Raw genomic sequence first — 23,767 nt, forward strand, 5'->3', positions numbered from 1 at the left:
AAAATTTTAAAGTTTTTTAAGTAACCTCAAACTCTTCCATAACCCTCAATCTCTCTACTCCTGCGCTCCCTTAATTGGGACTGCAAAGATACAAACTCTTTTTAAACTCGCAACTCTTTTTAATAAAAAAAATTAAAGTTTTTCGTCTGTCTCTTTTTGAAGTTTTATAATGTTTCTGCTTATCTAAAAGCTCCTCTGCGCTTACTGAACCTCTTTCGTTTTTCAGTGGGGCAAAGATAGAAACTTCTACCATACTCCGCAACTTTATTTAACATAAAATTTACCCTTTCGTAATATTTAATCCTAATCTACTGACTCGCAGTAGGAAAAATTTTAAACATTTGTTTGGGGAATGGTGATTGGAGCTGGAGAGTGGCAGAGTTTGAGGGAGGGAGAGGTTTTTTGGGTGGAAAGAGATACGGGATTCGGGATACGGGGTGCGAGCGAAGGTGAGGGATTTCGGGTGATCGTAATATAGTATATATAATAAAGATGTAAGTTTTGGCTAAAGCTGGAGGAAAAAGGGATTCTTTGATTAAAAACGGGCTTCCTTCGGCTAAGCTAAGGACTACAGCCCGTTCCTGCTGAAAAAGTTTCTATTATTAACCACAGATGACACGGATTTTCGCAGAGGATGATGTATATATGTATGCAAGGGAACTATTTTGGTGGAAATGGGCTAAAGACCATCTGTATTCACTAATTATTATAGGATTAACCGCAGATGACACAGAGTTTCGCAGATCAGGAGAGAGATTGTTTTGACAAAAATGGGCTAAATACCGCTCCTACTGGATATAATGAACCCGCTATTTGTAATCTAAACCTCAGAACACGAAACCCGCAACGCGAACCTAGAATCCCACAACTCATAATTCATAACTTATAATTCATGATTCGTCTCCTCTCCTAGCCCTGATAGAAATGGTTACCCCGCAGTTTGCGTGGAAGAGCTGGTGGGTTTAGCCAGGGAAAGCCGGGCGTGAGGAGTATGAATGGATAGCAGGTAAAAGCTCCTGAAAAAGATTCTATATATAATAACGAATAGTAAAGATTATATACCTATCTATAGTAATGAAAGATATTATATAAAAAGAAATTACGGAAAGTAATCTTTATTTCCTTTCTATCATGGGTATTTTATTCTTTTGATTCACCTTTTCAACTATAACCATAGATGTAATAGTGATAAAAACCGGCTAACATTTTTTTTTGATTTCATACATTTGTAGTGCATTCCGGATTCTAAGGAGTGAAATGAGTTTTATATGACAGACAGAAAATATAAGGAAACGGTTCATACTGATAAAAACCAATACGAATATATTACAATAGCCCACGACGAAAATAAAGTCAGAATTTATACCTTGAAAAATGGGTTGAAGGTTTTTCTTGCTCAAAATTTTGATGCTCCGAGGATACAGACTTTTATTCCTGTAAGAACCGGAAGCAATAATGATCCGGCCGATAATACCGGACTGGCTCATTATCTTGAGCATATGATGTTTAAAGGAACGTCTCAGATAGGAACCCAAAACTGGGAAAAGGAAAAAGAACTTCTGGACCAGATCTCAGCATTATATGAAGAGCATAAAGCAGAACAGGATCCCGAAAAGAAAAAGGAGATCTATAAAAAAATTGATGAAGTTTCTCAGGAAGCCAGTCAATACGCCATCGCCAATGAATATGACAAAGCTATTTCTTCTTTGGGAGCTACCGGAACAAATGCTCATACCTGGTTTGATGAAACAGTATACAAAAACAATATTCCGAATAACGAACTTGAAAAGTGGCTGAAAATAGAAAAGGAAAGATTTTCTGAAATTGTACTTCGTCTTTTTCATACGGAACTGGAATCTGTATATGAAGAGTTCAACAGAGCTCAGGATAATGATACAAGACTTGTAAGCTATGAATTGATGGATGCTCTTTTTCCTACGCATCCCAACGGCCAGCAGACAACACTGGGAAGACCCGAGCATTTGAAAAACCCTTCTATGAAGGCTATTCACAAGTATTTTGATGAATATTATGTTCCTAATAATTATGCTATGGTGCTTGTTGGTGATCTTGATTTTGAGGAGACTATTCAATTAATTGATCAATATTTTGGCACTTTGCCCTATAAAGAGCTTCCTCAAAAGACACCAATAATTGAACAACCCATTACAGAGATTGTAATAAGAACAGTAAAAAGCCCTACTACTCCACGGGCTCAACTGGCTTGGAGAACGGAAAGCTATGGAACAAGGGATGCCATGCTTGCGGATGTTGTTGCCAATATTCTTAGTAACAGGGGTGAAGCCGGATTGCTGGATCTACATATCAATCAGACACAAAAGATGCTTTGGGCTCAGGCCTTTTCTGTAGGTTTAAGACAATATGGTTATTTTTCTATTGTTGCTGTACCTAAAGAAACACAAACTCTTGAGGAAGCAAAAAACATGGTACTGGAGGAAATTGAACTGATAAAGAAAGGTGATTTCCCAGACTGGATGCTGCCAGCGATCATTAATGATTTCAAAATTCAGAGAATGAAGGGCCTTGAAACAGCGGAAGGACTTGCTACAACCTTGTATGATTCTTATATAAAAGGCAGAACATGGGAGCAGGAACTGAATGAGATGGATGAATATGCGGCTTTTACGAAGGAAGATATAATGAACTTTGCCCAGGATTTTTTCAAAGAAAATTATGTTGTTGTCAATAAAGAAAAAGGAGTCAATGACACGTTGATCAGAGTTGAAAATCCAGGCATTACGCCTGTTAAGATCAACCGTGATACTCAGTCTGAGTTTTTAAAAGAGATTTTAACGGACAAGACTGAGGATATTAAGCCTGAATTTATCGATTATCAGAAAGAAATTGCCACTGACCAGCTTAACGGAAAGAAATTAAGTTTCGTAAAGAATAAATATAATGATATTGCACAGCTTCATTTCATTTTCCCTTTTGGAAGTGATAATGACAGAGATTTAGGAATTTCTACTCAGTTGCTGCAATATTTGGGTACGGATACTCTTTCGCCTGAAGATTTAAAAAAGGAATTTTTCAAAATCGGAATCAGCAATGATTTCAAAACTACGAATGACCAGTTGATCATTTCTCTAAGCGGACTGGAAGAAAATATAGAAAAAGGAATTGCTCTCCTGCAGCATTGGATGCATGATGTACAACCAGACCAGGAAATCTACAATCAGTTTGTGGGAACTGTACTGGAAAACCGACAGGCCATCAAAAAAGATAAAAACCGTATAATGACCGCCCTGACCAATTACACCAAACTGGGTGTTCACTCACGTTTTACGGATGTTATTTCTAAAGAGGAGCTTGAAGGCAGCAATTCTGAAGTATTCACTGACAGAATGAAAAAGCTTTTCAAATACCCTTATCAGGCATTCTTCTATGGTAAAAACTTTGACAATTTCAAAGGATATATTGGTCAGTATATAGAAACTGAAAGTCTTCAGATGCCAGAGGCTAAGCAATATCCTGAGCCTGCCACCGGAGGAAATGTAAATTTCATCAATTATGATATGGTTCAGATGGAAATGAGTAAGATCGGAAAAGGAAATCTGGTGAACCCGCTTCATTTTGGAAAGGTTAATGTATTTAATGAGTATTTTGGACGTGGATTATCCTCCATTGTTTTCCAGGAGATCCGTGAGAGTAAGAGTCTTGCTTATTCGGCCTACGTTTCTTACGCTGCCAACTCTGAACTCAACCATCCTGATTATGTAACAACTTATATCGGAACTCAGCCAGACAAACTTATGATAGCTGTGGATACGCTGAATGAATTAATGCACGAGCTTCCTGAAGTGACTATTCAGTTTGAGAATGCCAGAAATGCGGCTCTGAAACAGATTGCCTCAACAAGGGTAACCCGAAATAATATATTTTTCAATACATTAAGATTGAAAAAGCTTAATATTTATCATGATTTCAGGAAAGACATCTATAATCAGATTCAGGATCTGAAATTTGAAGATATCAGACATTTTTATCAGACAGAAGTAAAATCCATAGATTTTAATACAGCCATTATCGGTAAAAAAGAAAATCTGAATATGGAAGCTGTCAATAAAATGGGAACATTTAAAGAAGTAAGTCTGAAAGATATTTTCGGACATTAAAAAACGAACCGCCCGATAGCATTATCGGGCGGTTCGTTTTTTATCAATGATGAATGATAATTGATCATTGATCATTCTATTACGTCATCATACAATCCCCATCTCCATCCTGATAGTTTGGGTTAAAAGTATTGGGTAGTAATTCCATAAGATTTTTATGAAACAGATATTCTCTGTTGAAATCACGTTCATAAATGTGAGAAAATACTTTTGACTGCTGTATTGCCTCGTTCAATCTGGTCTGATAACTGGTAAAACCTTTCACTTTATGGGTAACTATGAAGTAGTTTAAAAACTGAACAACCTCAGCCAAATCAGAAGCTGAAAACAGATAAGGAATTTTAAGGTATCCATCACGGAGCTGTAATAACAAGCAAGCTTTGAGTTGATTATTATGATCGAAAATCTTAATCCAAAAATATTTAAATGTACCAGCAAAACTCGAAAAGAGATATTTCTCGTCTTTTTGGCCTTCCAAAACCCATGGATTATCTATAAAAGTATTGATTTCATCTGCATTGCGTACCCCTGAAAATTCAGCCATAAAATCAGCACTCTCTTTGTCAATACGATGAAGAACTTCATATTTGAAATCTGGTTTCTGTACGGATAAATTCTTTATTGAGATGAATAAATTGGCAGCCGCATCCAGAGTCTGAAAAAGAGGTTTCAATGGTTGTGTTCCCGGCTTTTTTTCAGGAATCATTTTAGCCGCATCGGTTTTGAAGTAATACCTCTTCCCTTTTTTAGGAAAGACATATTCAAAAACACCCATGATAGTGTAAAGCGCTTCTGCTTCTTTGGTAAATTCTGTAATGGCAATTTTCCCTTCATACTCTTCAAAAACTTTTTTCAACAATGCTTTTGCGGGTCTTTTTTTCCGGTATTCAGGGCTTGCATACAAAGTGCTCAGCCATGCATATCGAATTTCTTTTCCATCAATGACAAAATAATCCGGGAAACATCCTACATAACCAATCAATTTTTCTTCAAAGAAAGCCAGAATAAGAAGGGTATCTTCCTCTGATGCTTTAGGATTCTGAATATGTGACAGTGCGCGATGTTTTGTAATAGGAAGAAAATCATACTGCAGGAACGCTCCGGATGATATAAAATCTTCCAGTTCTTTTCTGTTGAATGTTTTCAGCGTTATCATTTTCTCAGGATCGTATTTTTATTTATCAGTCTTTTCAGTTTGAAATAGGCCATCTCCTTTTTCAGTATCTGTTCTCCGCTCTCTCCCATTTCCATTGGAATTCTTTGAAAATTTCTTTTCACACTATCCAGTTTTATTCCTGCACAGCCAAAGCTGCAGTAGATTTCTTCATTTTTAAAAAGCTCATCAAAAAAATCTTTCTGAACTTCAAAATCAGTAAACGGAAATGCAAAGCTTTCATAGAGAAAACCATTTTCTTTCAAATAAACAAAAGTTTTATCCGTAGTTTCCATCTGCTCTTTCAAAGATAAATCTCCGTATTTCGGGTGATCCCAGCTGTGCGAAGAGATTCCAAAACCTCTTCTGGTAAGTTCCTTTAACTCTTCTGTACTTAAATAAGGTTTGAATTCTTTTGAATAAAAATTAAAATCCACTTCAAGTTTTTCAGCAAGCCAGTCCAAAGTATCTTTTTCCTGATAATTTATTGCTAAAATTTTCTTTTGTAAAAAACGTCTGTCTAAATTTTTAAGCGATAAGACAAAATAAATTTCTGAATCTATAGTTTTCTTTCTCTCAGCAGCATCAGCAAGAAGACTGGCCTTGCATCTGAACATCATATCTTTATTGTCTATGAAAGCCGGATTTACAAAATTGCAGGCATAGATTCCCTTTCGTTCCAAAATAGGAGCAGCAATATCATAAAACTCTCTGAAACCGTCATCAAAAGTTAGCAGGGCAATTTTTTTCTTAGGTATAAAATTCCCAGAAGTAAATTCTTTGAACTCCTGCCAGTCCACAAACTGAAAATTCTTTGACAGATGATCCAGATCTTCTTCAAACTGTTTGGTAGTCTTATAACGGATCACATGTTTTATATGGGGAAGTTCTCTGTCTGAGACACTGTGATAAAGCGGCAAACAGTAATCCAGCGGAAAAGATTTCCCGATATTACCAGATTCAAAAGCTGCCAAAACATTGATGATCCTGTCTTTCATCTTATTTAAAATAAAAAAGAATCTATTCAAAACTCAGTTCAAATAGATTCTTAAAGGTATAACTTTTAAAAATTATTTTATAATTTTCATTTCATCAACAAGCCACTTAGAGTCAGCGAACTTCTCGATAATGAAAAGGATATATTTTGTGTCTACCATGATGTTTCTGCTGAAACGTGGATCATAGTTGATGTCACTCATTGTTCCTTCCCATTGTCTGTCAAAATTCAATCCTACAAGATTTCCGTTGGCATCAAGAGCAGGGCTTCCTGAGTTTCCTCCTGTTGTGTGGTTCGTTGCCGTAAATCCTACAGGAACGTCACCTGTTTTATCTTTATAGTTTCCGAAATCTTTCTTGTTATAAAGATCAATCAGTTTCTTAGGAACATCAAATTCATAATCCCCAGGAACATATTTTTCCATTACCCCAGCAAGGTGAGTCTGGTATCCGTAAGAAACCGCATCTCTAGGCGTAGATCCTTTTACTTTACCATATGTTACACGAAGCGTTGAGTTAGCATCCGGGAAGAATTTTCTGTCTTTATCCGTCTGCATCTGCTGAGCCATGAATTTTTTCTGCAATGCATCAATTTTTGCCTGCATTGAAGTGTACTGCGGATCTGCCGTTTTCATATACGTTTCTTTCATAGAAACATACAGCTGATAAATAGGATCTTTCTTTAAAGTCTTGATCAGTTTATCTTGGTTAGAAAACACTTTATCAATATCAGTAGTCAATGCTGCTCCATTCACAGCAGTTCTTCCTGTGATGATAGAGTTTTTAGACATATCTTCTATTGCAGGGATATTCGGGTTTTCATCTTTATATTTGCTGAAACCTGCTGGTAAAAACTGTGGTGCCGTTTTATTAACATATAATGCCAATAATTTTGCGGTTACTTTAGCATCAAGTTCAGCGCTGTAATCCTTGTAGAAAGAGGTTAATTTTGTTTTTAACTTTGTAAGTTCCTTTTCATCCATTCTTCCCGCTTCTACAGAAGCTACAAAGTCATAATAATCACCGGCAAGCTTTAAAGTCTCAGCATTTTTTACCACTTCTGTGTAATAAGCATTGTTTAAAGCATAAGGAGCCTGATCATTGTACAGTTTATTCAACTGATCCAATGTGTTTTTGATCTCCGGATTTTTAGCAACCAAAGAACCTTCGTACATTACTTTCTTCTCTACAGCATTGGATTTTTTCAACCCTTCCACTTCACCGATCCATTTTTTCCAATAGTTCGCTACGGAAGCGTATTTGGAAGCGTATTTGATACGTGTCTCATTATCCACACGCATTTTTTCGTCTAATGTTTTTAAAGCAACATCACGTACAGCAATTCTTGCAGGATCAATATCCTTCATGATTTTTTCTACGCCTACTGCAGGAAGATATTCTGTAGTTTTTCCCGGGAATCCGAATACAAAAGTAAAATCGTTTTCATTTTTATCTTTTATAGAAACCGGTAAGTAGTGTTTTGGAACGTAAGGGACGTTGTCTTTTGAATATTCTGCAGGCTTATTATTCTTGTCTGCATAGATTCTGAACATAGAAAAATCTCCGGTATGTCTAGGCCAAACCCAGTTGTCTGTATCACTTCCGAATTTCCCGATGCTCTGAGGTGGAGCTCCTACAAGACGAATGTCTTTGTACGTTTCAATTGTGTACGCATAGTATTTATTTCCATAATACATAGGCTTTACCATAATCGACTGGTAAGATTCAATCTTCTGAGCGTTTTTGTAAACCTCAATATTGTTGTTGATCTTTTTGGTAAGTTCCGGCTCCGTCAGGTTATCTGTACCTTCTAAAACCTGATCAGTAGCTTCTTTTATATCTACAATAAAATCTACTTTTACTCCCGGATTAGGAAGTTCTCCATCTGTATTTTTTGCCCAGAATCCATTTGAAAGCAAGTCATTCTGAACAGTAGAATGTGCCTGAATCTGACCGAAACCACAGTGGTGATTGGTTAAAAGCAGTCCTTTAGGCGAAATAATCTCTGCAGTACATCCGCCATTAAACTGTACTACTGCATCCTTTATACTTGGTTTCTGAGGGTTGAAAATATCTTTTGCAGAAATCTTCATTCCCAAATCCTTCATTTCCTTTTCATTCAGCTCAGTAGGAATCCACATTCCTCCATATTGTTGTGCAAATGCCATTGCAGCTGGCAAAAGAAATACAGATAAAAGTATCTTTTTTGTCATAATCAAAATTTTGCCCGAATTTACAAAGAAAAATAAGAATAGGCCTTATAAAACAGGCGGAAAAGTTGTTAAGAGTAGGTTTTTGTAAAATGTATTAATGAAGAGAAAGCAGAAAATTCATTTAATGATCTATACAGTAAACCAGGACCGTATACTGACAACTATCAACCAGCAACATTAAACCCTCCTTCCTCTGGCTTAGTTTTTGTTGATTGGAAGTAACTTTATTATTAAAAACATATTTAAATCAATTATTATGATGAAAAGTAAAATGCTCATGTTGGGAATGGGAGCGGTTTTATTCCTTGCTTCATGTTCTAAAAAAGAAACGACTGAAACAACCGGTACAACCACAGATTCTGCAACAGCTGTACAACCTGCTGCTACAGACAGCATTACTAAGGCTACTCCTACAGCAGCGGGTGACACTTCTGAAAATGCATTAGACTGGGCCGGAACTTATGAAGCGACAGTTCCTTGTGCTGACTGTCCGGGAATCAAGACTTCTTTAACATTGAATAATGATAAAACATTCAGTATTTCTGAAGAATATCTTGACAGAAATTCAAAGAATCAGGATAAAGGATCTTTTGCATGGGATACAACAGGAAGTATGATCACTTTAAAAGGGAAATCTGCCAGTTATAAATATAAGGTTGGTGAGAATATGCTGATCCAACTTGACATGGATGGAAAAGAAATTGACGGTCCAAACAAGGATCTTTATATATTCAAGAAAAAATAAAATAAAGGCTTCGGCCTTTATTTTTTTGCTTATATCTCATCTAAAACTGATAGGCTTTAATTTTCGGGTCGTCTACCAAACGTCTGATTACTTCTTCATGACGGGTATTTTTCCCGGTAAGCCGCCAGATAACGGTTAAACTTTCGGGTGAATACTGTTGTTTGATCATCAGATATTTTAAGTGGTGTTCTTTAAAGATATTTTCACAATATTGAATATCTGCAGAACCTGTCACAGCAATTTTGTATTCCCTCACTTTATTATAATTATCAATGAAGTTCTGAAGATAGGTCAATACATTCAAAATGATTAATACTAAAGCGGTTCCCAACAATGCAATATAGATATATCCGGAACCTACAGCCATTCCTATTGAAGCTGTTGCCCAAATGGTAGTTGCTGTCGTAATTCCTTCAATTTTATTGTCTCCTTTGAAAATAACACCTGCTCCCAGAAATCCAATCCCGGTAATGATATTGGCTGCGAGACGATCCGGATTTTCAACACCAATTTTTATGGAAAGAATAGTAAAGAGACAAGCCCCGAAACAAACCAATATAAAGGTTCTGAGACCCGCAGATTTATTACGGTATTCACGTTCAGCACCAATAAACAGCCCTAAAATAACAGAAATAAGAATAAGTAGTAATTCATTTTTGACAGCATAATGATCCTGAAGAAAATCCATTTTTCACAATTTAAATGTAGAATAAAATTACAATAAAAAATTTATCTTCAGGGGCTATCATTGCACTTTGTTTAGGGCAAGAAGATTTTATTTGAGTGAAAACTTTCGTAATTTTACAGATTAAATGTAAAAGGCAAGTACAGGAGTTATGAAACCTACATTTTTTTCGACAAAAGAAAAATTCAGAGAATGGCTTGAGAAGCACGACAAGGATGAGAAAGAACTTTTAGTGGGGTTCTATAAAACCGGAAGTGGAAAACCTTCGATAAGCTGGTCTGAATCTGTGGATCAGGCTTTATGTTTTGGCTGGATAGACGGCGTGAGAAAATCAATAGATCACGAAAGTTATTCTATACGTTTTACTCCAAGAAAATCGTCTAGTATCTGGAGCAACATCAATATAAAGAAAGTTGAAGAGCTCACCAAAACAGGACTGATGAATCCTGCAGGGCAAAAGGCATTTGATCTAAGAAAAGAGAACAAATCCGGAATTTATTCTCATGAAAAAGCAGAAGTTGCTCTTGATCCTGTTTATCAAAAGCAATTTACAGATCATCAGGCAGCCTGGGATTTTTTTGAAAGCCAGGCTCCATCCTATAAAAAGGTGATCATACACTGGATCATGAGTGCCAAACAGGAAAAAACAAAGCTTTCAAGGCTTGAAAAAGCCATTGATATAAGTAAACAATCAAAAAGATTAGAATAAAAAAATATTATGGATAAAGAAATTTCACACTTCTGGTTAGGGTATTTCAAGAATGAAGAAGATTTTTATAGTTTTGTAGAAGAGGATGAAAATTATTATATAGAAGAAGAAACAGACGATCAGTATGTTTCAAAGTTCGCAGAATCACAGAACATCAAATGGTTTGATGATGACTTCATAGAATATGGCTTTGAGGATGAAAATCTTGGACTTTACGACAAGTTTGCAGAATATTCTTATGCTGACCAATGGCTTCCGATCCTGGAACAAAAACTGAACGAACTAAGTCTGGACACCCCTATAAATACCATCATTTTTGCAACCAGATTTGCTATTCCGAATCCGGTTTCTACAGAAAACGATGATTTTTCCCTGCATTATGTAGGTCAAATAGAATACGACGTTTAATATTGGGAAATGATCTCCCTTTATTGATAACAGGTGACTTCATCAGAAATGCAGTCACCTGTTATCAATAAAAGATTATGAAATGGCATAGAAAGTGATAATTTAGTTCGTAAACTATCATCATGAATAGGAATCTTATAATCATTAATTTCATCATTATACTGTTGCTGGCTGCAGCCTATATTTCCGGATATTATTTTATTAATTACCCTACACAGTTCAATTTCTGGTATTCTGTAAAGGAATCCGGTTTAGAATATTTCTCAGTTATATTGGCCATTACTGCTCTTGTCACTTATCTTGTGAGTAACCTACCTATTAAAAAATTAAATTTTAAGGCTAAGTTTTTAAGAGTTTATCCCATTATTAATTCTATTGTTCTTCTTTTTTTTATCTTTTCATCAGGAAATGAATTGATAAAGAATAAAAAGGAACTTTCAAAACAAGAAAGCGAATATATTGTAAAAGCCAAAAAGGATATAAAAAATGACCAGGTTGCCATACCTTTTGCCGGAGGTTTCTCAATTCCCGCTCATGACCAGCAAAACCTAAGTAAAATTCGGAATATCCGAAAGAAATATGGCATAACCTATATCAATACAGGCTGTATCATTGATCCTATTGATACCAAAGCACAAAAGAAATATACAGAGACTGTAAATCCTTATCTTGAAAAAAGAAATGGAAAAGGCTGGGAAGAAAGAATGCAGGAGGAAATTGACCGTCTAAAATAAATAAATATATCATGGCTATAGCAAAAAAAGGACTCAGAAAAATTGTGGTTAAGAATGAAACTTTTTATTGGAAAATAAGAAAAAAGATTTCTCATAATGAGCGACATAACAGCGACTATAGAATTCCCATACTACATGAAAGTGAGGGGCAAATTTTATTTATAATAGTAAATTTCTGCAGATCCGAATACTATGGACGAGAAGCAATGGCAATAACACCTGCCCTAATTCAATCTAAAATAATAGAAGCAATTAATCTTGGATGGGCTTATAGCCACCCCGGAATTCCAATAAGCCTGATTAATGGAGAACTTGCTTATCTGTGAAAACAAATTTCCTGCTAAAATTTCGTTACAATAAATCATGAAACTATATTCTACCTTACAAATCGGAGATTATCATATTAATCATTGTGAAGATGATCTTCTTATCAAAAAAATTGGTTCGGATAAGATTGTATGTGCTGTAATGGACGGTTGCTCTACAGCAATGGATAGCCATTTTGCCTCGACACTTTTTGGAAAAATTTTGCGTAAAGTTATTATTGAAGCTGGTTACAGAACATTATATGAAAAAGATAACGAACACAGTTTAGAACAAGAACTCAAAGAAATTATAAAAGGATTATTCAACGAACTCAAATTTATTAAAAATCATCTGATGCTGGATGAAAAAGAGCTCTTAACCACTCTTATTATCTTAGTTTATGACATCACAGCGGACGAAGGATTAGTCTTAGCCATTGGTGACGGCGTTGTTTGCATCAATGGAAAGATCACGGAATTTGACCGTGATAACAAACCTGATTACCTTGCCTATCATCTTCATGAAAACTTTGAAGATTGGTATTTTAGCTTATCTCAGAGAATATTTTTTGATCATTTGGATGATGTTTCCATTGCAACTGATGGTATTTCGAGCTTTTCAAAAATTAAAAATACTGATTCTGATGAAATAATCAACTTTACACAGTATTTAATGATTGACCAGCAAAATAACGATACGGAAGAAATGCTCAACAGAAAACTTAAGCAATTGGAGTATCAGTTTGGCGTAAAACCGACAGATGACTTAGCTATCATCAGAATCATAAAATAATTCATACATTTTGAATATCATGGAACATTCAAAACCTCATCGGTTCTACTCCTTTCTAAAAAAACTGTTCATTGTTACAGTGATTATTTCCGCGGTTACATTTGTACAATTTTACTGGTCAATGGGAAGCTTTTCAGATCGGATGTCAAGCGGATGTCTTGAATGTTGGTTTTTTGAAGATGCATTATTTATGTCACTGATCACCGGAATTTTTCTTTCCGCTATCTTTTCTTTGTTTCTCTTTATTAAAAAGATGTTGATCAAAATGGGCATTGAGTTCTTATTATTGGTCTTTGTCTGGTTATTTTGGAACTACTCCATATTTGTAGACAGAGAGTCTTCATGGAGTACTTATGACTTCACAACAGAGGTTCAATATACAATATCACTGTCTTTTTTTCCCGTTATCCTTCTGGCATGTTTGTGTATTTCATTTTTACATTATCAGGAAATAAAAACTAGATTTGCATCTTATAAAAACAAACACCATTGAAAAAAATCATTTCTATTGTACTTCTATCTTCTTTGCTTATCTATTCATGCGATAAAACTAAAGCAGACGCTCCGAAAGACTCTTCGGCCCATATAAAAAAGGATACAGCGAAAAATAGTCCACCAATTCAAAACGCTCGATCAACAGTAGGAAAACAAGTCTCCGATTTTGTTTCAAATCAGTATGAAATTCAATATGAAACTGAAGGTGACCTCAATCAGGATGGCCTTCCTGACAAAGCTTTGGTTTTAAGAAAAAAAGAGGATACTTTAGCTCAGAGAAAAACTATTATTCTTTTAAAAAATCCTGATCAAACATATCGGTTATTTACAAGTTCTGAAACTGTTTTCCCTGAAGAATACAATGAATACGGTTATAAAATGCATGAAACTGAAGATATCAGTATTGAGAAAGGAACATTGAATATCAATCTGTATGATATCGGGCCAATCGGCAATCAATTCAGTAAGTTTAAATATATCGGCGATCATCTGATTCTCACTTATATTGAAACTTATAATATGGGAGCGGGCTCCCACTCTGCGCTCTATTACGAACCCATGAAAGGTAACATTACGCTTGAGAGTATCAATACAATGAAAGAGGAAATGCCTTCAACTACTCAAAAAGCCCAAGTTAAAAAGGAGAGATTTTTATTTGAAAATGTTTCTCTGGATGATGTTGTCAGCAATGCATACAATTCTGTAGATAAATAATAAAGATCTCCTGACTCTAATAAAAATAAAACTTCCGCCCAAAAGACGGAAGTTTTTTATTTAAAGTATGATTTGCAGTATTGATTAATGCGCTTCCAGCCAGTTATCTCCTACTCCAATCTCTACTAATAAAGGAACCTGTGTTTTTAAAGCATTTTCCATTTCAGTTTTGATTAATTTTGAAGCGGCTTCAATCTCATCTGCCGGAGATTCAAATACCAATTCGTCATGTACCTGAAGCAGCATTTTTGTTTTTAGCTGTTGTTCTTCAAGTTCCCGGTCTATTTTAATCATGGCAAGCTTTACAACATCTGCAGCACTTCCCTGAACGGGTGCATTTACTGCATTTCTTTCTGCATGGCCTCTTACCACAAAATTGTTGGAATTGATATCTTTCAAGTGACGCTTTCTTCCTAATATGGTTTCCACGTAACCCATCTGACGTGCTTTATTCACCTGTTCTGCCATGTATTCTTTCAGTTTTGGATAGGTTTCGAAATACGCTTCGATCATCTGTTTGGCTTCTGTACGGGATAATCCGGTTTGTTCTGCTAATGCAAAAGCCCCCTGTCCGTAGATGATACCAAAGTTTACGGTCTTAGCCTGACTTCTCTGGGTTTTGGAAACTTCTTCCAAAGGAATTTTAAAGAGTTTTGCCGCTGTGGAAGCGTGAATATCTTCTCCATCCTGGAAAGCTTTGATCATATTATCTTCTCCGGAAATTTCAGCAATTAAACGAAGTTCAATTTGTGAATAATCGGCAGAGATAATTTTCTTTCCTTCTCCAGAAACAAAAGCGCCACGAATCTGCTGTCCTCTCAAAGTACGGATCGGAATATTCTGCAGGTTCGGGTTTACACTCGCCAAACGGCCTGTAGCAGCTGTAGTCTGTGAGAAATTGGTGTGTACTCTGTTATCTTCTTTTTCAATCTGTGAAGGCAGCGCATCAACATAGGTTGATTTTAATTTCTGATAGGTTCTGTATTCCAGAATATGCTTGATGATCTCATGTTTTGAACTTAACTTCTGAAGTACATCTTCTGAGGTTGCATATTGCCCAGTCTTTGTTTTTTTTGCCTTTGGATCCAGCTGCATTTTTTCAAACAGGATTTCTCCCAGCTGTTTTGGTGAATTCATATTGAATTCTTCTCCGGAAAGTTCAAAAATAGTGGTTTCTAACTGCTTCAGGTCATTCTCAAGATCTATACTTTCCTGTGCCAGCCATTTTTCATCCAGAGAAATACCAGCCAGTTCCATTTTTGCCAGGACTTCCATCAGAGGCATTTCAATATTGTAGAAAAGCTCTTCCAGATTTTCTTTTTTCAGCTGTGGTGCAAAAAGCTCATACAACTGGAAAGTGATGTCTGCATCTTCCGCTGCATAATCTGTCTGTGTTCTCAGATCTGCATCTCTGAAGCTGCCCTGTTTCTTACCTTTTTTCCCGATAATGGTTTCTATGGATACCGGTTTATAGTTCAGGTATACTTCTGAAAGGTAATCCATACCGTGTCTTCCGTCCGGATTCAACAGGTAATGGGCAATCATAGTATCAAACATCGCCCCTTTAACGGTAATGTCATATTGTTTTAAAACTTTATAGTCGTATTTCAGATTATGAGCAATTTTCAGCAGGTCTTCTTTTTCAAAAAACGGTCTGAAAATCTCTAAGGTCTGCAAAACTTCAGCTCTGTCTTCAGAAAGTGGGATATAATAAGCAAGTCCTTTTTTGTAAGAGAAACTCATTCCTACCAATTCTGCTTCCAGCTCGTTTAATGAAGTGGTTTCCGTATCAAAGCAAACAACCTTTTGTTGTAATAGATTATCAACCAGCTTTTTTTGTGCTTTCGGATTGTCGATAAACTGATAAAGATGATCGTTCTGCTCAATAGTAGACTTGGTAGAAGTAGCCTGCTCCAGCTCTTCAAAATTGGCAAAAAGGTCAAGCTGCATCACCTGTCCTTTTATTTCTGTCCCAGTTGGAGTCTGCTTTACTTCCACCTCACTCACCACCACTGTTTCTGTAGGAGCAGGTGCAAAAGCTCTGTAAAGGTTTTCGTAAAGTCTCCTAAATTCTATTTCATCAAAAACTTCTTTTACTTTTTCAAAATCCGGAGTTTCCAGGTCATACTGTTCCTGATGGAATTCTACGGGAACATCACAGATAATGGTTGCTAATTTTTTAGATAAAATACCGCGTTCTGCGGAAGCTTCCACTTTTTCCTTCAGTTTTCCTTTCAGCTGATCAGTATTGGCCAATAGAGTCTCAATATTTCCGTATTCTTTTAGGAACTTCATTGCCGTTTTTTCTCCCACACCTTCCAGTCCGGGAATATTATCTACTGCATCTCCCATCATCGCAAGGAAATCAATAACCTGTTTAGGATCTTCGATCTCGTATTTTGCCTTTACCTCATCTACTCCCAGAATTTCGATATCACCACCTTTTAATCCTGGTTTATAAATTTTAATTTTATCTGTAACCAGCTGTGCAAAATCTTTATCCGGTGTTACCATAAAAGTGGTATAGCCTTCTTTTTCGGCTTTGCATGCAATGGTACCTATTACATCGTCGGCTTCATAGCCTTCTACTCCTAATCGTGGAATATGCATGGCTTCAAGAATTCTATGGATGTATGGAACAGCAACTTTAATCGCCTCAGGAGTTTCGCTTCTGTTGGCTTTGTACTCTGAATAGTCATCAGTTCTTACACTAGCCTGTCCTACGTCAAAAACTACTGCCAGGTGGGTAGGTTTTTCTCTTCTGATCAATTCGATCAAAGAATTGGTAAAACCAAAGATAGCAGAAGTATCCAATCCTTTGCTGGTGACTCTCGGATTCCTGATTAATGCGTAATATCCTCTGAAAATCATCGCATAGGCATCGATGAGAAACAGCCTTTTATCTTGTGTTGCGTCCATATTTTGAATAATGAACAAATATAAGAAAATAGGAGTAAAAGTTGGCAGTCCGGGGAAGGGATTCGGGGTTCAGATGATGAATAGTGAGTGATCACTTCTCTTTGCATGTCAATTTTATGTAACAGCAATCATTCACCGTCTATTTTCTAGCAGTCATGATTCTCGTAGTTCACCTGTTCCATTTTGTTTCGGTAATCTTCCATTTCTTTGCTGCTTATGGTTACTTTTTTTAATTGTACGGGAAGCTGTCTTTTTCCGTCAGGACTTATCCATATTCCATTCATCATATCACCTTCTTTTTTTATGATCATCAATCCTGTAAAGTGTTCTTCTACCATTGAAAACTGTTTGTGAGCTCCTTCAGTAACGTTTAGTTCAAGCCAATTGCTTACTTTTTCATACTTGTACATTGCATTATAGTAAACACCACTTCCACAATCACTGTCTACGGACTGGAAGAATAATGTGATTGGCAATTTTCCATTAACAGTACCTTTGTATAAAGTAGAAGAGTTTTGTGCCTGAAGGGAAAGAAAAGACATTGTAAAAGCAAGAATCAATAAAATTTGTCTGAACATGTTTGTTAGTTTTTAATAGATTGTTTTCATTATGGATAAAAAACAGAACAGTATACCAATGGTATACTGTTCCTTTTTCTTTAAGCTGTAGTGGATTATTTACCTCCTGAAGAAGGCCATAGTCCAGCGTACTGAGAAGTACCGTAGTCAATAGTTTCAGCACTGATTACGAAGCTGATCAACATACTGTTGCTGTCTATTGCATCGAAATCTACTTCGTGCTGGATTACATATCCGTTCTCCCAGTTCAAAGTAATCAATGTTCCTTCTTCGTGAGATTTGTTGAATGTAATTTCTCCTTTTGTTGGCTTGTATTTACCGTTTAACAAGCTTTCTAGGATGTCAGATTTTTCAGTAGCTTCTACTGTAACCTTGATTAATGCGTTAGAAGGATCTGATGCTACACGTCCTGATACGTCTGTAGATCTTGATACACTGTAGTTCATTTTTAACAGTTTCTGTCCTTCTCCTCCGTTGAATTTTAAAATTCCTCTTGAATTTCTTTCTGCCATGATTGTAAATTTTAGTCGTTAGTAATAAATTGTTATTCAATAATTATATAACAAAGATAACCCCCTTGGTTTTGAAAAAAAAGCATTTGAACAGAAATATGAAAAAGTGTAGTAATTATACGATTTGGTGTCGTAGTTCTACGATTTCATGTCGTAATTCTACGACAAAAGAATTAAAATAAATCATAACCTATTATAAACAAACCTATTAAATTTCATTTAAAAATAGGAGGATTTCACTAAATACCACACCACGAAGAGAAATAATATCTTAAAAAGGCAGTTTTAAAGGAATCAAAAACCTTATTATCTATTCCCTTTAACACTGTACAGGTTGAGACTAAAAAAAGCCATTATTCTATTGTTTTTTATTGTTCATAAACTTTCCGGATGATATGACCTTACATAAAAAAACAGGACAGTATACTCGGGTGAGTGTACTGTCCTGTACCAATTTTATTTTTACTAAGATGATGAATAGGCTTAATTACCTGCAGAAGGCCATAATCCTGCAAACTGAGAAGTACCATAGTCAATAGTTTCAGCACTGATTACGAAGCTGATCAGCATACTGTTGCTGTCTATTGCATCGAAGTCTACTTCATGCTGAATTACGTATCCATTCTCCCAGTTCAAAGTGATCAATGTTCCTTCTTCGTGAGATTTGTTGAATGTAATTTCTCCTTTTGTTGGCTTGTATTTACCGTTTAACAAGCTTTCTAGGATGTCAGACTTTTCAGTAGCCTCTACTGTTACTTTGATCAATGCGTTAGAAGGGTCTGATGCTACACGTCCTGAAACATCTGTAGATCTTGATACACTGTAATTCATTTTTAACAGCTTCTGTCCTTCTCCGCCGTTGAATTTTAAGATTCCTCTTGAATTTCTTTCTGCCATGATTGTAAATTTTGATCGTTAATATTTTGTGATTCGGTGATTGTTTAGCAAAGATAGAGGCTCTTTATTGCTAAAAAAAACTTTTGAATATAAATCTGAAAAATTGTAGTAGTTCTACGATTTCTTGTCGTAATTCTACGACAATGGATTTAACAAAACCACTTAAAACGTCACCAGAAAAGGATTTCCTCTTATTGGAAAACAAAATTAAATACAACAATTATCCACATGAGTGAGAAATATTAAGATTTTTTTAATATAAAGTTGGCTTGTTTTAACAGTTTAATTTTTACATAAAAAAAGCAACCAGTAAAAACTGATTGCTTTTCTATTTGTATTTGACATTATTTACTGCTGGGTACTTGCTCCTTCTTTGATGGAACGAACCAGTATTTTATTTTTCCTTAGCAGAAAATCCGGCATCAGGTCGACCGGAAGATAGAAAGGACTTTCTCCTTTTCTCTGCAGTTCTTCTACAATACCAGGATTCCAGGTGAGTATTTTATCCATATCTACATTCAGTTCATCTGCTACAACTTTCAGACTGAATCCTGCATTGATTTCCGTTTCTGAAAGCGCGGCAGTGACTACTCTTCTGTTTCCATCCTCAAAGAAAATTTTGTTGATTCTTGCAGAATTATAGTTACTCAATACGCTCTGAAGTTCTCCGGTAGCATAACATGCATTGAGGTATTTCTTCACGTGATTAATGGTTTCTGCGGGAAGATATTTTGAAAATTCATGATATTGAGAGGAGCCTGCAGCTTCCATCGCTTTGGCTATATTTCCTTCACCACAGTTATAAGCAGCTACAACGGTCACCCAATTGTTATACTTTTTGTAAAGATTTCCTAGTGAGATAACAGCTGTTTTTGTACTTTTATAAACATCGGTACGATTTTGTTCTGTAAGTCCGTATTGGTTAGCATGTGCAGTCATCAACTGCCATATGCCTACTGCTCCTGCACCTGAAGTAATATTTCTGTCGAAATGGGATTCTATCAGAGCTAGGTTTCTCAAATGCTTGGGAAGACCTTTCTGAAGAAGTAACTGTTCAATAAATTCTACAAGGTCTTTATTGGCATTAATGATGCCCTTATATTTTCTCACACTGCTTTCTGAAGTATCAGAAGCGGCAAGAAACTGTCCGTTTACACTGATAACAGTTCCCAACAATAGTAAGCCTGTAAAAATATTTCTGACAATGGTTTTCATTTTTAATTGTATTTATAAGCGAAAGGGCAAATGTATTTTCTGCCCTTTCGCCTTCTATTTAATCTACTTTCCAGCTTGGTTTTTCTTCTTCTTTATTCCAATCTACATGAATGGTCTGGCCGGATTTTACTTCTTCTCTAACAATCATTTTAGAGATTGGTCTGGCAAGCTGTGCACGGATTACTCCTGAGATCTGTCTCGCTCCATATTTGCTGCTGAATCCGCCTAATGCAAGGTTTCTTACTGCATCATCACTGATTTTTAAGGCAATTCCTAACCTTGTCAGTGAGGTATGAAGTGATTTCAATTGAATATTGAAGATTCTTTCTGCAATAGATTCTGTGATTGGTGCAAAAGGAATGATCTCTGTAATTCTTGCTAAAAACTCAGGTCTGAATCGTCCTGAATTTGACATAATCTGCATCAGTGAAGATGATTCCGGAATTTTTCCTTCTTCAAACTGTTTTACAATTTCTTCACTTCCTATATTGGAGGTAAACAGGATCAATGCATTGCTGAAATCTCCTTCTTTACCCAATTTATCGTGAACTTTTCCTTCGTCCATGATCTGAAGGAATACGTCAAAAACTGAATGGTGGGCTTTTTCAATTTCATCAAATAAAACAACGGTATATGGCTGTTGTCTGATTTTATTGACAAGCATACCTCCTTCTTCGTATCCTACATATCCAGGAGGCGCTCCGTATAGTAATGCCGCAGAATGTTCTTCTTTAAATTCTGACATATCAAAACGCACCATTGCCTTTTCATCATTGAAAAGTAATTCGGCCATTGATTTTGCCAGCTCTGTCTTCCCGGTTCCTGTAGGTCCAAGAAGGAAGAATGATCCGATAGGCTGACCTGGCTTGTTCAATCCGCTTCGATTTTCAACAATAGCATCGGAAAGGATTTTTAATGCATGATCCTGTCCTACTACTCTGTTCAATAGAAGAGATTCCATATTCAGGAGTTTTTCTTTTTCCTGAGCCTGGATTTTTCCGATTGGAATATTGGTTTTAGCAGCCATTACAGCAGCAAGCTCCAGCCTGTCTACTTTTTCTCTTTTCTTGGCAGCATGCTGTAGAAGTTCGGCGTAAGAGTCTTCAATGATCTGCTGAATCTGATCTACCGGCATAGAGTTGTCAATAGCAGGCTGCTCACTCAGAGAACCCCAAAGGATAGGGCTTATTTTATCTCTCAGGAGGTTGTAAGTCCAGATCAGTTCTTCTGCTTTATCTTTGCTGTCTGCATATTCTTCTTCTAAAATAGCGTCATAGCTTTCTTTCCAGCTGCTGAGTTCTTTTTCTGACAATTCATCAAGCATTTTGATGGCTGCCATTGTCCTGTCTAATAAATCAATAGCGGCATCTGGCAATTTTTTACCTTTTGCATATCTTTTAGCCAGACGTACACATTCCGGAATCGCAGTTTTTTCAACTTCAATACCATGGTGTTTTTTGTACCCTTCAAGAAGTACATCAATCATTTTTACGCAGGTCTTTTCATCCGGCTCATGTACGGTTAAAACCTCAAAACGACGGTTAAAAGCCTGTTCCGGCTCTATAATTTTTCTATATTCTTCCTGAGTTGTAGCTCCAATAACCGTAATTTCACCTCTGGCAAGTTCAGGTTTTAATAGGTTGGCAACGTTTCCAATGCTTCCTTTTGGGTCTAATAGGGTATGAATTTCATCAATGAAAAGAATGGCTTTTTCAATTTTCTTACATTCATTGATTACTTTCTTCAGGCGGTCTTCAATTTCTCCTTTATAAGAAGTTCCGGCCAGTAATGCTCCGGTGTCCAATTCTAAAAGGGTACCGTTTTTAAGCATTTCGGGAACATTTCCTTTGATAATTTCAGTAGCAAATCCTTCTACTAATGCCGTTTTTCCAACTCCTGGTTCCCCGATGATGATCACATTGGGTTTGCTTCTCCGGCAAAGAATTTCCACGAGCATTCTGAGTTCTTTATCTCTCCCGATAATATTTTCAAGATCACCTTTTCTTGCCTGTGCCGTTCTGTCTACACAGTAACTTTTGATGGAAGGAAATGAAGAATCTGAATAGTCTGAACCATTTGAAAACACTGATGAGAAATCACCATCTTCTGAAACAGTAAACGGTGTATCTTTTCTGTATAGATTGAATATCTCATGTTCTCTCAACGGAAGTGATTTCAGCTGCTGAAGGGAAAATACAACCTGTGGTTTTACAATTGCTGTAAGGAGACAGATGGGCGTAATCTCATCTAGTCCTAATTTTAAACGGATATCGTCAGCTTCTTCTACAAGGGTATCTATAGCATCATCCTGACCTACTTCATCGGGAAGATGATTGGTTTTAGGGTATTCTTCAATGCGGACATCTGCCCATTCATAGAAATATCCGGGATCCTTATCTATACTTTTCAGAAATTCATTAAGGCCGATATCTTTATGCATTAAAGCCTGCAGAATATGCGGGCCTCCATAGGTTCCATTATAATTTTCCTTCGCTATCGACTGAGCAATGTGAAATAGTTGCTTTACGGTTTCGTTGGTTACTAGTACTCCCATTTATAATTTTCTTATATTAATATATTTGCGTTCTGTTGTAATGTACTTCAGATTTGATGGTATTGATCTGTATTTTTCATCCCTGTCTGTCAGAGAATCAAAAGTCCTTTATTTTTTGTGTAGCTAAAATTAATTATTTTATTCTAAACGAGATAAAGATAGTTAATTCTTCAATTAGAGAAGTAACAACGGTATTTTTTTCTTTTTAAGGATAATTCCTGGGTTACACTATATAACCCAATTGTTGTCCTATATCTTTCTTTTCTTTATATATTTAGAAAGTATAAAGCAATTAAACTGGTCCATTGCAGCCCTATGTAGATATAGAATATCATGGCTGAAGGTTCTGCCAGTTCATGCAGTTTTTCAATTAATGTAGTTTTGATAATTTCAGAAAAGTCTGCATTTTCATCTCCCAGATTCAGCTCGTCAAACTTTATTTTATTTAAGGCATAGCTTAGGATACGTTTGAGTATTTTGTTTTCTGAACTATTTTTAAACTCATTCAGCAATTTTACTTTAGCGATTGCAAAATCTGCACTTGTACGGATAACAGCTGGTTGTTTCGCTTTAAAAATCCCAATCACTTTATCAATAAACGGGACTACGATTGTTTTGGAATGATCCTGAAGGAGTTTGCTAATCACTACAGACATCGCATATTTTGAAGCAAAAACAATTGTAAAAAACGGAGCAATAATCATCAACAAATAAAATATAACCGCCGAAACAGGTTTTGCTTTAATTGTTGTTATTAAAAATGCAATTGCTCCTGCATGTCCCAATGACGGGCCTAAACGATCAGATAAAATATAAATCCCCAATATCAGGGAAACAATAGTGGAAATAAGCCCTATTGCATAAATTTTAAATATACTCAGGATAAATGCGGCGGATAGTTTGGAAAAGTATTTTAAGTGATCCGTGATTTTGTTCATTGATGTTGAAGGTTATTTAGTTTTATGGAGTGCTTTTATGAAAAGCGGTTTTGCGCTGATTGTTTATA

19 protein-coding genes are annotated in these 23,767 nt (G+C 36.1%); 8 read left to right on the top strand and 11 right to left on the bottom strand.

What is annotated here, in order from left to right:
* Nucleotides 1-1,268: 1,268 nt before the first annotated feature.
* Entirely contained in the window at nt 1,269-4,136 is a 2,868-nt protein-coding gene (locus AC57AW_RS01795) for a M16 family metallopeptidase (protein WP_496350622.1), read from the top strand.
* A 79-nt stretch (nt 4,137-4,215) separates the two neighbouring features.
* Here AC57AW_RS01795 and AC57AW_RS01800 read toward each other — a convergent pair whose 3' ends face one another.
* From AC57AW_RS01800 to AC57AW_RS01810, 3 genes are all read right to left on the bottom strand, one after another.
* Nucleotides 4,216-5,292, bottom strand: a complete 1,077-nt coding sequence (locus AC57AW_RS01800) for a GNAT family N-acetyltransferase (protein WP_496350623.1) — start codon at nt 5,290-5,292, stop codon at nt 4,216-4,218.
* On the bottom strand, nt 5,289-6,287 hold the full coding sequence (locus AC57AW_RS01805) for a polysaccharide deacetylase family protein (RefSeq protein ID WP_496350624.1): 999 nt from the start codon (nt 6,285-6,287) through the stop codon (nt 5,289-5,291). Before AC57AW_RS01805 ends, AC57AW_RS01800 begins: the two co-directional genes overlap by 4 nt.
* Nucleotides 6,288-6,359: 72 nt before the next feature.
* The gene (locus tag AC57AW_RS01810; RefSeq protein WP_496350625.1) at nt 6,360-8,498 is read right to left on the bottom strand and encodes a S46 family peptidase; all 2,139 of its coding nucleotides are present in this window, start codon (nt 8,496-8,498) and stop codon (nt 6,360-6,362) included.
* Between the two features lie 256 nt (nt 8,499-8,754).
* On the opposite strand from AC57AW_RS01810, the gene AC57AW_RS01815 reads away from it, so the two are divergent.
* Nucleotides 8,755-9,243 (top strand): copper resistance protein NlpE, encoded by a 489-nt coding sequence (locus AC57AW_RS01815; protein ID WP_496350626.1) that lies wholly within the window; start codon nt 8,755-8,757, stop codon nt 9,241-9,243.
* A gap of 40 nt (nt 9,244-9,283) precedes the next feature.
* Here the strand turns inward: AC57AW_RS01815 and AC57AW_RS01820 are convergent, their stop codons facing one another.
* A complete protein-coding gene (locus tag AC57AW_RS01820; RefSeq protein WP_496350627.1) occupies nt 9,284-9,931 on the bottom strand; it encodes an MgtC/SapB family protein in 648 nt (215 codons plus the stop codon).
* 148 nt (nt 9,932-10,079) lie between these two features.
* Between AC57AW_RS01820 and AC57AW_RS01825 the strand changes: the two genes are divergently transcribed.
* From AC57AW_RS01825 to AC57AW_RS01850, 6 genes are all read left to right on the top strand, one after another.
* Nucleotides 10,080-10,637: a YdeI/OmpD-associated family protein gene (locus AC57AW_RS01825; protein WP_496350628.1), complete on the top strand. Its 558-nt coding sequence runs from the start codon at nt 10,080-10,082 to the stop codon at nt 10,635-10,637.
* A gap of 9 nt (nt 10,638-10,646) precedes the next feature.
* Entirely contained in the window at nt 10,647-11,045 is a 399-nt protein-coding gene (locus AC57AW_RS01830; RefSeq protein WP_318849086.1) for an immunity 22 family protein, read from the top strand.
* A 122-nt stretch (nt 11,046-11,167) separates the two neighbouring features.
* On the top strand, nt 11,168-11,779 hold the full coding sequence (locus AC57AW_RS01835) for an FEKKY domain-containing protein (RefSeq protein ID WP_496350629.1): 612 nt from the start codon (nt 11,168-11,170) through the stop codon (nt 11,777-11,779).
* A gap of 11 nt (nt 11,780-11,790) precedes the next feature.
* Entirely contained in the window at nt 11,791-12,105 is a 315-nt protein-coding gene (locus tag AC57AW_RS01840) for a hypothetical protein (protein WP_496350630.1), read from the top strand.
* A 37-nt stretch (nt 12,106-12,142) separates the two neighbouring features.
* Entirely contained in the window at nt 12,143-12,877 is a 735-nt protein-coding gene (locus tag AC57AW_RS01845; protein WP_496350631.1) for a protein phosphatase 2C domain-containing protein, read from the top strand.
* Between the two features lie 489 nt (nt 12,878-13,366).
* Nucleotides 13,367-14,086 (top strand): hypothetical protein, encoded by a 720-nt coding sequence (locus tag AC57AW_RS01850; RefSeq protein WP_496350632.1) that lies wholly within the window; start codon nt 13,367-13,369, stop codon nt 14,084-14,086.
* An 84-nt stretch (nt 14,087-14,170) separates the two neighbouring features.
* Here AC57AW_RS01850 and polA read toward each other — a convergent pair whose 3' ends face one another.
* The 7 genes from polA to AC57AW_RS01885 all read right to left on the bottom strand — a co-directional run bounded on the left by polA (nt 14,171) and on the right by AC57AW_RS01885 (nt 23,699).
* On the bottom strand, nt 14,171-17,005 hold the full coding sequence (gene polA / locus AC57AW_RS01855) for a DNA polymerase I (protein WP_496350633.1): 2,835 nt from the start codon (nt 17,003-17,005) through the stop codon (nt 14,171-14,173).
* Between the two features lie 146 nt (nt 17,006-17,151).
* The gene (locus AC57AW_RS01860; RefSeq protein ID WP_318849080.1) at nt 17,152-17,583 is read right to left on the bottom strand and encodes a hypothetical protein; all 432 of its coding nucleotides are present in this window, start codon (nt 17,581-17,583) and stop codon (nt 17,152-17,154) included.
* Nucleotides 17,584-17,678: 95 nt separating this feature from the next.
* The gene (gene tssD / locus AC57AW_RS01865; RefSeq protein WP_318849079.1) at nt 17,679-18,095 is read right to left on the bottom strand and encodes a type VI secretion system tube protein TssD; all 417 of its coding nucleotides are present in this window, start codon (nt 18,093-18,095) and stop codon (nt 17,679-17,681) included.
* 483 nt (nt 18,096-18,578) lie between these two features.
* On the bottom strand, nt 18,579-18,992 hold the full coding sequence (tssD, locus tag AC57AW_RS01870) for a type VI secretion system tube protein TssD (RefSeq protein ID WP_318849078.1): 414 nt from the start codon (nt 18,990-18,992) through the stop codon (nt 18,579-18,581).
* Between the two features lie 348 nt (nt 18,993-19,340).
* Nucleotides 19,341-20,207, bottom strand: a complete 867-nt coding sequence (locus AC57AW_RS01875; RefSeq protein ID WP_318849077.1) for a lytic transglycosylase domain-containing protein — start codon at nt 20,205-20,207, stop codon at nt 19,341-19,343.
* Nucleotides 20,208-20,265: 58 nt separating this feature from the next.
* Nucleotides 20,266-22,761, bottom strand: coding sequence for an ATP-dependent Clp protease ATP-binding subunit (locus AC57AW_RS01880; RefSeq protein ID WP_496350634.1), 2,496 nt, complete (start codon nt 22,759-22,761; stop codon nt 20,266-20,268).
* 266 nt (nt 22,762-23,027) lie between these two features.
* A complete protein-coding gene (locus AC57AW_RS01885) occupies nt 23,028-23,699 on the bottom strand; it encodes a hypothetical protein (RefSeq protein ID WP_496350635.1) in 672 nt (223 codons plus the stop codon).
* Nucleotides 23,700-23,767: the final 68 nt, after the last annotated feature.

Source organism: Chryseobacterium sp. BGA-UO-ETr-SB22, from assembly GCF_059567885.1.

Excerpts from the sequence above, each read along its gene's own strand:
- AC57AW_RS01795 (WP_496350622.1), top strand. The coding sequence starts at position 1,269 with ATGACAGACAGAAAATATAAGGAAACGGTTCATACTGATAAAAACCAA.
- AC57AW_RS01800 (WP_496350623.1), bottom strand. The coding sequence starts at position 5,292 with ATGATAACGCTGAAAACATTCAACAGAAAAGAACTGGAAGATTTTATA.
- AC57AW_RS01805 (WP_496350624.1), bottom strand. The coding sequence starts at position 6,287 with ATGAAAGACAGGATCATCAATGTTTTGGCAGCTTTTGAATCTGGTAAT.
- AC57AW_RS01810 (WP_496350625.1), bottom strand. The coding sequence starts at position 8,498 with ATGACAAAAAAGATACTTTTATCTGTATTTCTTTTGCCAGCTGCAATG.
- AC57AW_RS01815 (WP_496350626.1), top strand. The coding sequence starts at position 8,755 with ATGATGAAAAGTAAAATGCTCATGTTGGGAATGGGAGCGGTTTTATTC.
- AC57AW_RS01820 (WP_496350627.1), bottom strand. The coding sequence starts at position 9,931 with ATGGATTTTCTTCAGGATCATTATGCTGTCAAAAATGAATTACTACTT.
- AC57AW_RS01825 (WP_496350628.1), top strand. The coding sequence starts at position 10,080 with ATGAAACCTACATTTTTTTCGACAAAAGAAAAATTCAGAGAATGGCTT.
- AC57AW_RS01830 (WP_318849086.1), top strand. The coding sequence starts at position 10,647 with ATGGATAAAGAAATTTCACACTTCTGGTTAGGGTATTTCAAGAATGAA.
- AC57AW_RS01835 (WP_496350629.1), top strand. The coding sequence starts at position 11,168 with ATGAATAGGAATCTTATAATCATTAATTTCATCATTATACTGTTGCTG.
- AC57AW_RS01840 (WP_496350630.1), top strand. The coding sequence starts at position 11,791 with ATGGCTATAGCAAAAAAAGGACTCAGAAAAATTGTGGTTAAGAATGAA.
- AC57AW_RS01845 (WP_496350631.1), top strand. The coding sequence starts at position 12,143 with ATGAAACTATATTCTACCTTACAAATCGGAGATTATCATATTAATCAT.
- polA (WP_496350633.1), bottom strand. The coding sequence starts at position 17,005 with ATGGACGCAACACAAGATAAAAGGCTGTTTCTCATCGATGCCTATGCG.
- AC57AW_RS01860 (WP_318849080.1), bottom strand. The coding sequence starts at position 17,583 with ATGTTCAGACAAATTTTATTGATTCTTGCTTTTACAATGTCTTTTCTT.
- tssD (WP_318849079.1), bottom strand. The coding sequence starts at position 18,095 with ATGGCAGAAAGAAATTCAAGAGGAATTTTAAAATTCAACGGAGGAGAA.
- tssD (WP_318849078.1), bottom strand. The coding sequence starts at position 18,992 with ATGGCAGAAAGAAATTCAAGAGGAATCTTAAAATTCAACGGCGGAGAA.
- AC57AW_RS01875 (WP_318849077.1), bottom strand. The coding sequence starts at position 20,207 with ATGAAAACCATTGTCAGAAATATTTTTACAGGCTTACTATTGTTGGGA.
- AC57AW_RS01880 (WP_496350634.1), bottom strand. The coding sequence starts at position 22,761 with ATGGGAGTACTAGTAACCAACGAAACCGTAAAGCAACTATTTCACATT.
- AC57AW_RS01885 (WP_496350635.1), bottom strand. The coding sequence starts at position 23,699 with ATGAACAAAATCACGGATCACTTAAAATACTTTTCCAAACTATCCGCC.